Source organism: Cupriavidus sp. NPDC089707 (genome assembly GCF_044748965.1).
Lineage (GTDB): Bacteria > Pseudomonadota > Gammaproteobacteria > Burkholderiales > Burkholderiaceae > Cupriavidus.
In genome coordinates this window covers 114,315-127,667 of sequence record NZ_JBIVHB010000007.1, presented here as the reverse complement: position 1 = coordinate 127,667, position 13,353 = coordinate 114,315, and the positions used below count along the sequence as shown (strand labels likewise).

At 68.5% G+C, this 13,353-nt stretch carries 14 protein-coding genes; 7 read left to right on the top strand and 7 right to left on the bottom strand.

Going from position 1 to position 13,353, the window contains the following annotated elements:
- Positions 1-119: 119 nt before the first annotated feature.
- Positions 120-443, top strand: coding sequence for a hypothetical protein (locus ACIP1U_RS13820; RefSeq protein WP_400315674.1), 324 nt, complete (start codon positions 120-122; stop codon positions 441-443).
- Between the two features lie 129 nt (positions 444-572).
- On the top strand, positions 573-1,409 hold the full coding sequence (locus tag ACIP1U_RS13815) for a universal stress protein (RefSeq protein ID WP_400315671.1): 837 nt from the start codon (positions 573-575) through the stop codon (positions 1,407-1,409).
- 9 nt (positions 1,410-1,418) lie between these two features.
- Here the strand turns inward: ACIP1U_RS13815 and ACIP1U_RS13810 are convergent, their stop codons facing one another.
- The 5 genes from ACIP1U_RS13810 to ACIP1U_RS13790 all read right to left on the bottom strand — a co-directional run bounded on the left by ACIP1U_RS13810 (position 1,419) and on the right by ACIP1U_RS13790 (position 5,697).
- Complete coding sequence (locus tag ACIP1U_RS13810; protein ID WP_400315669.1) at positions 1,419-2,594, bottom strand: MFS transporter; 1,176 nt, start codon at positions 2,592-2,594, stop codon at positions 1,419-1,421.
- A 174-nt stretch (positions 2,595-2,768) separates the two neighbouring features.
- Entirely contained in the window at positions 2,769-3,281 is a 513-nt protein-coding gene (locus tag ACIP1U_RS13805; protein WP_400315666.1) for an SRPBCC family protein, read from the bottom strand.
- Complete coding sequence (locus tag ACIP1U_RS13800; RefSeq protein WP_400315664.1) at positions 3,253-3,648, bottom strand: ArsR/SmtB family transcription factor; 396 nt, start codon at positions 3,646-3,648, stop codon at positions 3,253-3,255. The genes ACIP1U_RS13805 and ACIP1U_RS13800 overlap by 29 nt, the downstream gene beginning before the upstream one ends.
- 121 nt (positions 3,649-3,769) lie before the next feature.
- The gene (locus ACIP1U_RS13795) at positions 3,770-4,426 is read right to left on the bottom strand and encodes a c-type cytochrome (protein WP_400315661.1); all 657 of its coding nucleotides are present in this window, start codon (positions 4,424-4,426) and stop codon (positions 3,770-3,772) included.
- Between the two features lie 8 nt (positions 4,427-4,434).
- Positions 4,435-5,697 (bottom strand): molybdopterin-dependent oxidoreductase, encoded by a 1,263-nt coding sequence (locus tag ACIP1U_RS13790; RefSeq protein ID WP_400315658.1) that lies wholly within the window; start codon positions 5,695-5,697, stop codon positions 4,435-4,437.
- A gap of 304 nt (positions 5,698-6,001) precedes the next feature.
- Here ACIP1U_RS13790 and ACIP1U_RS13785 point away from each other — a divergent pair, with 304 nt between their 5' ends.
- From ACIP1U_RS13785 to ACIP1U_RS13775, 3 genes are read left to right on the top strand one after another with little or no spacing between them, the layout of a single operon-like run.
- Positions 6,002-7,351: a uracil-xanthine permease family protein gene (locus ACIP1U_RS13785; protein WP_400315655.1), complete on the top strand. Its 1,350-nt coding sequence runs from the start codon at positions 6,002-6,004 to the stop codon at positions 7,349-7,351.
- A 19-nt stretch (positions 7,352-7,370) separates the two neighbouring features.
- Positions 7,371-8,828: an amidohydrolase family protein gene (locus ACIP1U_RS13780; RefSeq protein WP_400315652.1), complete on the top strand. Its 1,458-nt coding sequence runs from the start codon at positions 7,371-7,373 to the stop codon at positions 8,826-8,828.
- A 2-nt stretch (positions 8,829-8,830) separates the two neighbouring features.
- Positions 8,831-9,538, top strand: a complete 708-nt coding sequence (locus ACIP1U_RS13775) for a sulfite exporter TauE/SafE family protein (protein ID WP_400316082.1) — start codon at positions 8,831-8,833, stop codon at positions 9,536-9,538.
- Here the strand turns inward: ACIP1U_RS13775 and ACIP1U_RS13770 are convergent.
- Together ACIP1U_RS13770 and ACIP1U_RS13765 are read right to left on the bottom strand one after the other, a co-directional pair.
- A complete protein-coding gene (locus ACIP1U_RS13770) occupies positions 9,535-10,596 on the bottom strand; it encodes a substrate-binding domain-containing protein (protein ID WP_400315649.1) in 1,062 nt (353 codons plus the stop codon). The genes ACIP1U_RS13775 and ACIP1U_RS13770 overlap by 4 nt on opposite strands.
- Positions 10,597-10,649: 53 nt before the next feature.
- Entirely contained in the window at positions 10,650-11,585 is a 936-nt protein-coding gene (locus ACIP1U_RS13765) for a LysR family transcriptional regulator (RefSeq protein WP_400315646.1), read from the bottom strand.
- A 148-nt stretch (positions 11,586-11,733) separates the two neighbouring features.
- Between ACIP1U_RS13765 and ACIP1U_RS13760 the strand changes: the two genes are divergently transcribed.
- Together ACIP1U_RS13760 and ACIP1U_RS13755 are read left to right on the top strand one after the other, a co-directional pair.
- Positions 11,734-11,940, top strand: a complete 207-nt coding sequence (locus tag ACIP1U_RS13760; protein ID WP_400315644.1) for a DUF3311 domain-containing protein — start codon at positions 11,734-11,736, stop codon at positions 11,938-11,940.
- A 12-nt stretch (positions 11,941-11,952) separates the two neighbouring features.
- Positions 11,953-13,335 (top strand): sodium:solute symporter, encoded by a 1,383-nt coding sequence (locus ACIP1U_RS13755; RefSeq protein WP_400315641.1) that lies wholly within the window; start codon positions 11,953-11,955, stop codon positions 13,333-13,335.
- Positions 13,336-13,353: the final 18 nt, after the last annotated feature.

Below are 13,353 nucleotides of genomic sequence, written 5' to 3'. Positions count from 1 at the left end.
TCCATTCCGCTGGCGCAGGCGAAAGCGCCGGCGCGGTTACACGTTGCTACGTGGCTAACGTTCTGCGAACACCTGCCGTCGCGGGGCGTCGCTACATTGCCGGCCAGGAGGACATCACCATGCGAAGCATCCTGGCGGCCTGCGCTCTGGCAGGCGTTGCAGTCATAGGGCCGGGCACCGCCCAGGCCCGCGTCAACGTCGATATCGGCATCGGCATTCCGGGCTATGCCGTGGCGCCACCCCCGGTCTACTACGAGCCGGCGCCGGTCTATGTGGCACCACCCCAGCCGGTGGTCGTGGCGCCTGCCTACTACGACGACTGGCGCGCGCGCGCCTGGCGCGAGCAGCAATGGCGGGAGCGCAAGTGGCGCGAGCGGGAATGGCGAGAGCAGAAGCGGCGCGAGCGTGAATGGCGCCGCTGGCACGAAGACGACGACGATTGAGTGGTGCCGGCAGATGGCGCCTGTCGCTTCCGGCCGGATCAAGCGCGGGTTCCGGCCGCCTTGATACGTCAAGGTCCAATCCCTCGTGCGGCCTAGACTGGATGCAAACAAGACAGAAGCGAGCGCATCATGGCCTACGACAGCATCCTGGTCCACCTGGACGGCAATCCACAGTCCTCCCGCCGCCTGCACCTTGCCGGCCGCCTTGCCAGCGCCGCCGGTTGCCCGCTGATCGGCCTGCTGGCCGGGCGCGTGCCCGACCCCAGCTGGTCCTACCGCATGGACAACGCCCAGCGCTGCCTGGCCGAAGACCAGGAACGCCGCAGGCTGCAGCGCGAAAACATGCACTGCGCCTTCGAGGCCGCCACCCGCGAACTGGGGGTCGTGACCGATTGGCGTGCGGTCGATCGCGACCCCGTCACGCTGACGCTGCGCGAAGCGCGCGAGGCCGGGCTGATCGTGTCCGGCCAGTACGATAGCGGCAACGTCGAAGGCCCGGTTGCCAGGCAGCTGCTGGAAGCGCTGCTGCTGGAATCCGGTCGACCTACGCTGGTAGTCCCATGCGCCGGCGAGTTCAGCACCATCGGCACGCGCGTGCTGCTGGCCTGGAATGGCAGCCGCGAGGCCGCGCGCGCCCTGCACGACGCGCTGCCTCTGCTGGCAGGCGCGCAAGTTCGCATACTCGCCGCCCATACCGCCGCCAAGGAGTTGCGCGCCGATGCCACGCCGGTCGGCCACGCAGTGCGGGTGCTGGAGCGGCAGGGCGCCTCGGTCGAGATCGAGCACGGCCCCGGCGGCGCCGACCTGACCATCGGCGAGCTGATCCTGTCGCGCGCCGCGGACTTTGGCGCCGACCTGATCGTGATGGGCGCCTACGGCCACGGCCGGCTGCGCGAACTCGTCCTTGGCGGCGTGACCCGCGTGCTGCTGCAGTCGATGACCGTGCCGGTCTTGTTCTCGCACTGAACCGGGCGCTCAGGACTCCTGCGCGGCGGCAGCGCCGCCGCCCGGCAGCCGCACCGACGCCAGCGCCAGCCCGAACGCCAGCGCCACCATGGCGCTGCCCAGCCATGGCGTGCCGGCCAGCGCGCCGCGCTCGACCATCAAGCCGCCGATGCCGGCGCCCAGCGCCACGCCCACATGCATCGCTGCGACATTGATGCCGACGCGGGCATCAGCCGGGCCGGGGGCATGCCGCACCAGGTAGTTCTGCACGATGGGCGAAATCGACCAGCTGATCGCGCCCCAGACCATCATCGCCGGCAGCAGCAGCCAGGGCGACGCAGTCGCCAGCGGCAGCACCGCCATCGACACGCAGAAGGCCGCCGGGCACGCCAGCAGCGCGCGTACCGTGCCAATCCGGTCCGAGCACCAGCCGCCCAGCCAGGCACCGCACACCCCAGCCACACCGAAGGCGACGTAGCCAGCGGTCAGCACGCGCGGGTCGGCGGAAAGGTTGGCTTGCAGGAATGGTGTGAGGTAGGCGAACAGGGTGAAATGCCCGCCGATCATCGCCACCGAGACCAGCTGCGCGCACAGTACGCGCGGCTCGGCCAGCTCGCGCCAGCAGGCGCGCAGTGACGCTGTGTGCCGCAGCGGTGAGATTGGCGAAGGCGGCAGCCCGCGCCAAAGCAGCGCGGCGGGCAGCAGGGACAGCAGTGCCAGCGTGCCGAACACCGCGCGCCAGCCGGCCCACTGATCGAGCAGCATGCCGGCCGGCACGCCCAGCACCAGCGAGCCGCTGATGCCGACAAAGACCAGCCCGATGGCGCGACCGCGCTGCGCCGGCGCGGCCAGCGTCGTGGCCAGCATCACGGCCAACTGGATCACCATGGCACAGCTGGCTGCCATCAGGATGCGTGCGCCGAACAGCGTCGCATAGCCCGGACTGGCCGCGGCGACGGCATTGCTGAGCGCGAACACGCCGAGCGCGGCCAGCAGCAGCGCCTTGCGCTCGCCGCGGGTGAGCAGCGCCGAGGCCAGGAAGGCCGTGACGGCAAAGATGGCGGAAAAGATGGTGGTGAGCTGTCCGGCGGACGCCACCGAGACGCCGAGGCCGGCGGCGATGGAGGGCAGGATGCCAATACAGATATTTTCGGCAATGCCGGCCAGGAATACCGTTGCCGTCAGCAGATAGACCCGCCTGTCCAAGATGCGCTCCCGTCGATCAGATGGCCACGGCAAGCCGGGGCCGGTTTCGGCGGGTTTCGAGGCGATGCTTCGGTTATCCCTGCAAGGCGCAACCATACGGCAGGGGCGGCGTCGATGCAAGCCGCGGTGCCGGCGCCCGGAATGCCAATCGCCATCCGGGCGCGATGGCGTGTGCTACTTCAGCTGCGCGGCAAATTCCTCCAGCTGCGTGATGCAGATATTCCAGCCCTCGTGGAAGCCCAGTTCTTCATGCTGCTTGCGCGTGGCTTCGTCCGGGTGCATCACGCGCGCGGTGTAGCGCGTGCCGTCGCCCTCGTCTTCCATGGTGATGACCGCGGTCATCGACAGCCACGGCTTGGCCGGGCGATAGCCCGCCACCAGTGCCGAAGTGGAGACGATGCGCGCCATCGGCACCACCTCCAGGAAGCAGCCGGGATTGTCGCTGGTGCCGCCGTCGGGCCCTTGCATGAAGGTATGGAAGGCGCCGCCCGGGCGCATGTCGAAGGCGCGCACCTCGGTGGTCCAGGGCTTGGGGCACCACCATTGCTTGAGCAGTTCCGGATCGCTCCACGCGCGCCAGACCTTGGCGCGCGGCGCCTTGAGCAGGCGCGAGATAACCAGATCGTGGGCGAGATCGTGGGCGAGATCGTGGGCAACTTCAGGGCTTGCGTTGTTTCCGTTCGGCATCAGACAGTTCCTCCTGGTGAAGCGCTTCGACGAAGGCGGCGAGGCGATCGGTGCGAGCCTCCCAAAGCGCATGTTGATCGGCCAGCCATTGCTGCGCTTCGGACAGCGGCTGCGGCACCAGCTCGCAGGTGCGCACGCGCCCCGTCTTGCGCGAGCGGATCAGGCCGCTGCGCTCCAGCACTTGCAGGTGCTTCAGGAACGAAGGCAACGCCATCGCAAACGGGGCTGCCAGTGCCGAGACCGTTTCCGGACCGCGACCGAGCATGGTGACGACGGCGCGGCGGGTGGGATCGGCCAGCGCGTAGAAGACGTCGGACAGCTCGGCAATGGCGGGCAGGGTGGATCGGGCGGCGTAATGGTTAGCCATGTGGCTAAGTATAGAGATGGTATCGCGCCTGGCAAGGAATAAATGCAAACGCCCCGGTGTTAGCCGGGGCGTTTGCAAGGCGCAGACTTGTTGACGGCGTTGTCGCTGGCGGTAGCTGGCCTTATTGCTGGCGCACGTATGCCGCCAACGCGCGCACTTCTTCCGGCTTCAGGCTGGCAAATGGCGGCATCGGCACCGCCCCCCACTTGCCGCTGCTGCCGTCGCGGATGCTGGTTTCGAGCTTTGCCTGGGCCTGCGCATCGTTCTTGTAGCGCATGGCGACCTCATGGTAGGCCGGACCGACCACCTTCTGCGTCACGCTGTGGCAGCTCAGGCAGGCATTCTTTGCCAGCAGCCCCTGCACGTCGACGCTGGCTGCCGCCGGGCTGGGGGCAGGCGCCGCCGCAGCCGGCTTGCCAGCCTTCTGCGCGATCGCAACGATCTCGGGATCCTTCGCCTTGGCCGAGCCATAGGCCACAGCCAGGTAGGCGCCGAGCTGCTCGACCTCGGCATCGTCGATGGGCGCGCCGTAGGCTTGCTGCATCTTCTTCATCTCGGCAGTCCACTGCGCCAGGCTCAGGCCGGGAGGCTGGTAGGAGACGTAGTCGGCCGAATGGCAGATCGCGCATTTCTGCATGGCGATGCCATAGCCCGGCAGCCTGGCGGGTTTGAGCTTGACGTTCTCCGCCGGCAGCTTGATGTCTTGCGGCGCGGCGCAGGCACTGCCGGCACCGAGCAAGGCGAGCGCCAGCAGCGCGGGGGCGATGGTTGCTTTCATGGCGTTCCTCAGGCGATGGTGACCGGCGTGGCTTCGACGACATTGCGGCGGTAGCCGGCGGGGTTCCAGTTGGCCTTGGCCGGCTGGGTCTCGCCCTTGTTGCTGGTCGCGCGCACCATCAGCACCGCGGGGCCCTTGCGGGCGAACTTCACCGGCAAGTGCCAGGCGCGGAACGAGAAGCGGCCCAGGTCTTCGCCAAGCTTCGCGGCCTGCCAGTTCTGCCCGCCATCGACTGAAACCTCGACGGCGCGGATGCCGGACCCGCCATCAAAGGCGATGCCTTTCAGCGCCACGGTGCGGTCGGCCGGAAGCCTGGCACCGCTTTCGACGCTGGTGATAAAGCTGCGCACCGCCAGCGTCGAGATCGGCCTCGTCTTCGCGGCCGGCGTGCCGGGGGCCACGCACTGGCAGTCGTTGTCCGGCACGCGGTAGCCCTTGGTCATGAAGAACGCGTCATGGCCCTCGAACGGGTGGTCGAGCACCTCAATCTCGGACAGGTGCTTGATCCAGTAGGTGCCGAAGTACCCGGGCACAATCAGCTTGAGCGGATAACCGTTGAGCAGCGGCAGGTCTTCGCCGTTCATGCCCCAGGCCAGCAGCGGCTCACCGTTCATCGCGTGCGCGATATCGAGCGACTTGCGGAAGTCCGGCGTGCTCGGCAGCACCGGCGTATCCATGCCGTTGAAGGTCACCACCTTGGCGCCGGCCTTGACGCCCGCATGCTCCAGCACCTTGCGCAGCGGCACGCCGGTCCAGCGCGCATTGCCCATCGCGCCGTTGGCCAGCTGCGCGCCGAACACGCGCGGTTCGGCAAAGCCGCGACTGTTGCCCGAGCACTGGTTTACCGCGACCACGTCGATGGGATCGGCCAGCTTCTTGAGTTCGTCCAGCGACAGCCGCAACGGCTTGCTGACATGGCCGCCCACGCTCAGACGGTACGTGTTCAGGTCTACCGACAGCGGAATATTGGCCAGGTGGTAGCGCACGAAGAAGGCGTCGTTGGCCGTGATCGGCCCTTCGTTGAACGTGGAGAAGGGCGTTTCCAGGTGCGGCGGGCGGGTGCTGACGCGCACCAGCGGGCGCTTGCCGGGATAGCGCACCAGCGGACGCGGTCCATCGGCGAGCGTGACGCCGTCGGTTGCCTTTGCCGCGAGGGCGCCGAGCGGTGAGGCGGCCAGCGCCAGCCCGCCAGCATGGCGAACGAAGCGGCGGCGGGCGGGGGCAGTCTGGTGGGCGCCGGCAAGGTCGGCGGGCTTGTTCTTGTCTCGCATGGGGGCGTCTCCTTGGCGCTCGCAGGGGCGTGCGCGATGCGTTGTGGCGCTCACTTTGCGCTGGACAGCATTAGCTTGTGAAACGGGTTTTCCTGCTAGTCGTTATCGATTGAATCGATATAGGGGAAACACCGCCGTTAGCCCTGGCAGAAACCGCTTGCGCCACGGATTCGCTTTCCCTACACTTACAAAAACGTTTTTGTTAGCGGAAATCGATAACATCCGAGGCGAACTGCGCACAGACGCAGCGGCTGGCCACCCGGCTACCGCACAACGCCCGGCACACCAAACGAGGAGCCTATTCATGTCCCACGCCGCCCCCGCGCCGGTGGACGAACTGCTGCCATGGCGGCGCCTGTTCGTCTTCGGCCTCCAGCATGTCCTTGTCATGGCCGCGTCGCCGATCGCGTCCGTATTCCTGATGAGCAAGGCGCTCAATTTCCCGCCGGCGCTGGCGGTGCAGCTGCTCAGCGCCACCTTCGTGATCTGTGGCCTCGGCACGCTGCTGCAGTCGCTGGGCAAGCGCGGTATCGGCGCCAGGCTGCCGTTCGTGATGCTGCCCGGCGGCGCGCCGATCGTGCTGTTCATCCTGATCGCGCAGCAGACCGACGTGCAGACCGCGGCCGGCGCGGTGATCCTGACCGGTGTCTTCTACTTCTGCGTGCTGCCGGTGTTCCGGCGCTGCCTGCGCTATTTCCCGCCGGTGGTGGTGGGGACGATGCTGCTGCTGGTGGCGATCAACCTGGCGCAGGTATCGGGCAAGCTGGTCGCGGGCCATCCCGCCGCGGGCACCACGGTCGATCCGCTCAACCTGCTGCTGGCGTTTGCCACCATCGCCTGCACGGTGGCCGCATCGCGGCTGCTGACGGGAATGCTGGCGCAGCTGGCGATCCTGCTGGGATTGCTGGGCGGTGCGCTGGTCGCGGTGCTGACCGGTGCCTTTCATGTCGGCCATGTGTCGATGACGCCGGTCATCGCGCTGCCCACGCCGTTCCCGTTCGGCATGCCGACCTTTGACGTGCTGGCCGCGATCCCGCTGATGGTGTTTGCCGTGATCTCGATGGTGGAGGCCACCGGCCAGACGCTGGCGATCAGCGATGCGGTCGGCAAGCCGGTGGACCAGCAGCGCGACGTGCCGCGCACCATCCGCGCGGATGCGCTGACCTCGCTGGTGGGCGGGATGTTCGGCACTTCGCTGATCATCACCAGCGGCGAGAACATCGGCATTGTGCGGGCCACCGGCGTGCGCTCGCGCTTCGTCACCGCGGTGTCGGGCGCGATTCTGGTGGTCTTCGGGCTGCTGGTGCCGGTGTCGTCGCTGATCAGTGCGATCCCCGAGGCGGTGGTCGGCGGCACCGGGCTGGTGGTGTTCTGCATCGTCGGCACCATGGGCATCGATATGCTGCGCAAGGTCGACCTGCGCCATCACGCCAACATGTATATCGTCGCGGTGGCGCTGGCCGTGGGCCTGCTGCCGATCCTGGTGCCCGGCATCTACGGCGGGCTGCCGGCCAACCTGCGCATCCTGGTCGGCAACGGCGTGGCAATGGGCGCCATCACCGCCGCGCTGCTCAACTTCCTGTTTTTCCACACGGGCTTGCGTGCCGCGGCACCGGCCCCGGCGGCCGGCGACGATGCCGCCGCCACGCACTGATCCCGATTCCTGAATCGCAATGACCCGACTCAATGCAATCCTGCCGGCCTGGCCCGGCGAAAATACTCCGGCGCTGCAGCCGGACCTGTTCAGGCAACCGCGCATCCTGCTGCCGGAATGGACGCTGCTGCGCCAGGGCGCGGTGCGCGGGCATGCCGTGGTAGTGGAGGATGGCTGTTTCACGGCTGTCGGCAGCGCCGATGAAGTCAAGGCGCGTTTCCCTGAACTGGAAACCCTGCCGCTGCCGCGCATGCTGCTGATGCCAGGCATGATCGACACGCACCATCACCTGACCCAGTCGTTCGGCAAGTCGCTGGTGTTCGGCGAGCCGTCCGAGATTTTCCGCAGGGTGTGGGTGCCGCTGGAGGGCAGCCTGAAGGCGGAGCACCTGTACCTGTCGTCCAAGCTGGCGGCGCTGGAAGCGCTGCGCGGCGGCTTCACCACCGTGGTCGATGCCGGCACGCGCAGCGACGCCGGGCTGGATGCGATCGCGCGCGCGGTCACCGATGCCGGCGTGCGCTGCGTGCTGGGGCTGATCTGCAACGACAAGCCGGGCACGGAAACGCTGGACGCCGCGCCGATCCTGCGCCGCGCCGCCGCGCACCTCGACAAGTACGCCAGCGACCCGCTGGTGGCGCCGTCGCTGGCGATCTCGATCCCCGAGGTCGCCTCCGACGCGATGCTGCACCACGTCTACCAGCTCTGCGCCGAATCCGGCCGCATCTTCCAGACCCACGCCAACGAGCACCTGGTGGCGGTGGAGCGCTCGCTCAACGCCTGCGGCCGCCGTCCGATCGAACACCTGGCGGCGGTCGGCGCGCTGGGGCCGGCGGCGCTGCTGGCGCATGCCACGCTGGTGACGCCGCACGAGATCCGCCTGCTGGCCGATACCGGCGCGGCCATTGCTTATAACCCAGTCGCCAGCGCGTGGAAGGGCAACGCGGTAGCGCCCGCCGAAACCATGGCGACCTTCGGCGTGCGCCTTGGCCTCGGCACCGACGGCACCCGCAGCGACGCTTTCCGCCTGCTTGACTATGCCGAGTCGGCGCAACGCTTTGCCTTCGGCATCGGCGTGGGCGATTCGTCGTGCGGCGCGGGCTGGCGCTGGGTCGACATGGCCACGCACGATGCCGCCGACGTCGCGGGACTGGGCGCGCTGACCGGCGAGATCGCCGCGGGCAAGCGTGCCGACTTCCTGCTGGTCGACCTGGACGTGCCCGAACTGGCGCCCTCGTGGGATCTGACCTGGGAGCTGGTGCGACTGGCCAACCGCGACCAGATTCGCGCGGTCTTTGTCGACGGCAGCCTGCGGCTGTGGCAAGGCTGGCCCACCGACTGGGACGCCCGCGCACTGATGCAGGCCATCCACGCGATGGCCGCGGACACCGTCGCCAACGCACCGATCCGCAAGCTGCATGAAACGGCCGACGTGCACCGCGCGCGCCACGCCGCCCCCGCAACCGGCGAGGCAGCGTGACGATGGACATGACATGGTTCAGTGTCGGCGTGGCGGTCTTCACCGGCGCGCTGGTCCAGGGCGCAACCGGCATGGGCTTCGCGCTGATCGTGGTGCCGGTGCTGGCGCTGGCCGCACCGGCGATGCTGCCCGGTGCACTGCTGCTGGCGATGCTGCCGCTCAATGCCTACGTGGCCTGGCGCGAGCGCCATGCCATCGACCTGCGCGGCGCGGGCTGGATCAGCGCCGGGCGGCTGGCCGGCACCTTCGGCGGCCTGTGGGTGCTGGTGGCGATGCCGATGGCGTGGCTCAACGCGCTGGTCGGCGGCAGCACGATTGCCGCCGCGCTGGCGTCGCTGCTGGCGCCGGCCTTTACGCCGGGGCGCCTGACCTTTGCGTCGACCGGGCTGATCACCGGCGTCACCGAGACCGCCACCGGCGTGGGCGGGCCGCCGCTGGCGCTGGCTTACCAGCACGCACCGGTGGCGACGCTGCGGGCGACCGTGGCGCTGTGCTTCCTGGTGGGGGAGGTGATCTCGCTGGTGGTGCTGGCGTTGAGCGGCAAGCTCGGCATGGAGCAGGTGCTCTACGCCGCCGGCCTGCTGCCGGTGCTGGGCGTTGGCATGGTCGCCAGCCACCTGGTGCACCGGCGCGTCAACCAGCGCATGCTGCGCATCGGCGTGCTGGTGTTCGCGCTGGTGTCGGGCGCGGTGGTGCTGCTGCGCGGCTAGGCGCCGGGCGTCGCGTCGGGCGTTGCGTCGGGCGTAGACGAGGTCCGCACCACCAGTTCAGGGGCGGGCCCGGCGATCACGGTGCGGCTGCAGTCGCCGGACAGGTGGGCAAACAACAGCTCCACCGCCAGCGACGCGACCCGTTCCAGGTGCAGGTTGACCGCGGTGATCGGCGGCTGCGCGCCGCGGGCGCGGATGCCGTCGTAGCGCGTGACCACCAGCACGTCGTCGGGCACGCGCTTGCCCAGGCTTTGCAGGTGAGTCATCGCGCCCACCGCGAACGCATCCACCGGCGCGCACAGCGCATCGAGCTGCGGCATCTGCGCCAGCAACTGCGCGCAGGCATCGGCGCCGCCGGCTTCGCCGCGTTCCTCGGGCGCCTTGACGATATGGCAGGGCAGGCCGGCGGTCTGCGTGAACTCGCGATAGGCGCGCTCGGTTTCCACGTACGACTGGCGCGGCGCAGCGCCGATCATCAGGCCGATATGCCGGCGGCCATGGCCGTGCAGGTGCTCCAGCAACAGGCGCGCGGTTTCGGCCGATTGCAGGTCAACGCAAGGCACCGGTGTCCCGGTCAGCGGCTCGCGCCCGATCGAGACGATGCTGACGCCACGCTCGCGCAGCCGTGCGATATGCGGATCGGCGGCAATCGGCTCGATCACGATGGCGCCGTCGATATCGAGCGTATCGAGCAATCCCGCGGCGCCTTCCAGCGGCGGCACCAGCACCACGCCGAGTCCGCGGCCCATCGCCGCTTCCGCCGCGATCGCGGCCACTTCCATCATGAAACCCAGCCGCGAGGTGCCGCCCGCCACCGCGAACGGCATCGACGACAGCAGCGCGATGCAGTTGGCGCGCCCCGACTGCAGCCGCTGCGCGCGCACGCTGGGCCGGTAGCCCAGCTCCGCCGCGATGCGCTTGACCCGTGCGCGCGTGGCCGGGTCCAGCACGCCGCGGTCGTTCAGCGCGTGCGAGACCGTGGTCAGCGAGACGCCGGCGGCGCGGGCAACGTCGTGGATGGTGAGGCGGCGGGGGCGGTCTGGCGTGGAATCGGTCATGCCGGGTTTGAACTGGGAATCAGCCGGAGCATACATCAGCGGCCATGGGCAGGTCAGCGGCGCGCGCCTTGTCTGCCCGGCGCCGACGACAATGCCTTCCAATGCTCGCGCGTGAAGGCATAGAGCGTCTCCAGCGCCGGCGACAGCGAGCGCGCCGCCATGCGCGCAATGCCGTAGCGGCCGCAGCGGCGCGGGTCGGGCGGCATCGGCACTTCCGCCATCAGCCCCGCGGCGCGCTCCTGCCGCGTGATCGACAGCACGCCGAACAGCAACGTATCGGTGGCCAGCGTCACGCTGCGCAGCATGTCGAGGTTGTCGCAATGCAGGGTGAAGAGCTTGTCGGGAGCGGCCTCGGGACCCCATAGCTCGGCCAATTGTCGGCTGACGATGGTGCTGAGCGTGGTGGTGGCCACCGGGTAGGCGCGGATCGTCTCGATATCGATGCGGCGCTTGCGCAGGATCGGATGGCCGGCGCGGCACACCAGCCCGGCGGGCAGCTCGCCCAGCGGCTCCAGTTCGATGTCGTCGGCGGCGCGCAGCACGTAGGCGTCGCCGACGATGGCGTCGATGGTCTCGCGCCGCAGCGCATCGAGCAGCGCGCTGGTGGCGCCGGTCTCGGTGCGCACCTTGATGCGCGGGTGCGCCTGCGCCATGTGGATCAGGAACGGCGTCAGCAGCAGCGCGGCGGGCGCGGGCGCCACGCCGATCGTCAGCGAGCCTTCCTCGCCGCCGCGCAGCAAGTCAAGGTCGCGGCGCAGCTGGCGCTCCTCCAGCCGCATGCGGCGGGCGCGGTCGGCCACCAGCTCGCCGAACACGGTCAGGCGCGCTCGCCGCGCGCCGCGGTCGAACAGCGGCGCTTTCAGTTCGTGCTCCAGCGCGCGGATGCTGCGGCTCAGCGCCGGCTGGGTCAGGTGCACGGCGCGTGCGGCCTCGGAGAAGGTGCCGTGTTCGACGATGGCGAGCAGGTGCAGGAGTTTCTGGGTGTCCATGCGGAATCCCATGCGTGTTGGTTATGGGAGCGGTTCAATATTTGCATTTGAATCATACATCGGCGCTCCCTAAGATGACCGGAAACCAGCGCGGGCCCCATGCGGCAGGCACCGCGCACCGTTTATCGGAAAACATCGGAGACAACACATGCTCAAGCTGTTTATCGGCCTCGGCATCCCGTATATCGGGGTGATCGGGCTCCTGCCCTGGGTGGCTTCGGTCGATCGCTTCGTGCTCGGCGTGCCCTTTATCTACGCCTGGATCTTTGCCTGGTTCGTGCTCACGTCGGGCTGCATGCTGGCGTGCTGGCTGTTGTACGACCGCCATGCCGCCGACACGGCGCATGAAGCGTGAGGGAGACCAGCCATGACTACAGCGGTATTCCTCGGCTTTATCGTCTTCTCGCTCTATCTCGCCATCCGCTCCAGGAAGGGCCACGGCGCGCAGAGCGTGCATGATTTCTTTGTCGCGTCGCGGCAATTCGGCGCCTACCTGGTCTTCTTCCTGGCGGCGGGCGAGATCTACAGCATCGGCACCATGGTGGGCTTTCCCGGCGGCATCTATGCCAAGGGACCGACGTATGGCGTCTGGTTCCTCGGCTACATCCTGCTGGCCTACCCGCTCGGCTATTTCCTCGGGCCCCGGATCTGGCAGGCGGGCGCGCGCTACAACGCGATCACGCTGCCCGATTTGTTCAAGGGTCACTACGGCAGCCGCGCGCTGGAACTGATCGTCGCCGCGTCTTCCATCCTGTTCCTGCTGCCCTGGGGCCAGCTGCAGTTCACCGGGCTGGTGGCGGCGCTCAAGGGGCTGGGGTGGGAGTTCGATCCCCTCTACCTGGTGCTGATCTCGGCGGCGCTGGCCTTCACCTATATCGCCATATCCGGCGTGCGCGCGTCGGCCTACATCGCCATCCTGAAAGACATCCTGATGGTGGTGGCGATCGTCGCCACCGGCGTCGCGGTCGGCTGGAAGGCCGGCGTGGGCGATGTCTTCCATGCCGCCAGCCTGCAGGTCAGCAACCAGATGAACGACACGCAGCTGCGCTTCTCGATGAGCACCATGCTGTTCCAGGCGCTGGGCTTCTACGTGATGCCGTTCGCGGTGCAGAACTTCTTTACCGCCAAGAGCGCCAACACCATCCGCCGCACGCAGGTGGCGATGCCGCTGTACATGCTGATGTACCCGTTCCTGGTGCTGGCGTCGTACTACGCGATCAGCCAGAACCTGCAGCTGGCCTCGCCCAACGAAGCCTTCTTCGCGGCGGCGGTGCGGCTGCTGCCGGACTGGCTCCTCGGCCTGGTGACCGCCGGCGCGGCCCTGTCGGGGCTGCTGGTGCTGGCCGGCATCTGCCTGGCGATCGGCCCGATCGTCACGCGCAACCTGCTGCCAGGCATGCCAGAGCAGCGTCAGAAGCAGGGCGCCAAGGTGGTGATCGTGGTGTACCTGGTGCTGTCGATCGCAATGACGCTGGCCACGCCCAACCTGATGCTGACGCTGATCAACACCACTTACTACGGCGTGACGCAGTTCTTCCCCGGCGTGATCGCGATCCTGTTTTCGCTGAAGGTGCGGCCGATGGCAATTGCGCTCGGCATCCTGAGCGGGCAGGGGCTGGCGATCGCGCTGTATGTGCAGCAGGCCGATTTCGGCGGCATCAACCTCGGCCTGGTCAGCCTTGCGGTCAACCTGCTGGTGACTGCGGTAGCGAACTATGCGCCGCGCCTGGCGCGCGTGCAGCCGGCCTGATCCCTACGACACATGCAA

Bases quoted from the DNA above. Each gene is read 5' to 3' on its own strand.
- ACIP1U_RS13820 (WP_400315674.1), top strand. From the start codon at position 120: ATGCGAAGCATCCTGGCGGCCTGCGCTCTGGCAGGCGTTGCAGTCATA.
- ACIP1U_RS13815 (WP_400315671.1), top strand. From the start codon at position 573: ATGGCCTACGACAGCATCCTGGTCCACCTGGACGGCAATCCACAGTCC.
- ACIP1U_RS13805 (WP_400315666.1), bottom strand. From the start codon at position 3,281: ATGCCGAACGGAAACAACGCAAGCCCTGAAGTTGCCCACGATCTCGCC.
- ACIP1U_RS13800 (WP_400315664.1), bottom strand. From the start codon at position 3,648: ATGGCTAACCATTACGCCGCCCGATCCACCCTGCCCGCCATTGCCGAG.
- ACIP1U_RS13795 (WP_400315661.1), bottom strand. From the start codon at position 4,426: ATGAAAGCAACCATCGCCCCCGCGCTGCTGGCGCTCGCCTTGCTCGGT.
- ACIP1U_RS13790 (WP_400315658.1), bottom strand. From the start codon at position 5,697: ATGCGAGACAAGAACAAGCCCGCCGACCTTGCCGGCGCCCACCAGACT.
- ACIP1U_RS13785 (WP_400315655.1), top strand. From the start codon at position 6,002: ATGTCCCACGCCGCCCCCGCGCCGGTGGACGAACTGCTGCCATGGCGG.
- ACIP1U_RS13780 (WP_400315652.1), top strand. From the start codon at position 7,371: ATGACCCGACTCAATGCAATCCTGCCGGCCTGGCCCGGCGAAAATACT.
- ACIP1U_RS13775 (WP_400316082.1), top strand. From the start codon at position 8,831: ATGGACATGACATGGTTCAGTGTCGGCGTGGCGGTCTTCACCGGCGCG.
- ACIP1U_RS13770 (WP_400315649.1), bottom strand. From the start codon at position 10,596: ATGACCGATTCCACGCCAGACCGCCCCCGCCGCCTCACCATCCACGAC.
- ACIP1U_RS13765 (WP_400315646.1), bottom strand. From the start codon at position 11,585: ATGGACACCCAGAAACTCCTGCACCTGCTCGCCATCGTCGAACACGGC.
- ACIP1U_RS13760 (WP_400315644.1), top strand. From the start codon at position 11,734: ATGCTCAAGCTGTTTATCGGCCTCGGCATCCCGTATATCGGGGTGATC.
- ACIP1U_RS13755 (WP_400315641.1), top strand. From the start codon at position 11,953: ATGACTACAGCGGTATTCCTCGGCTTTATCGTCTTCTCGCTCTATCTC.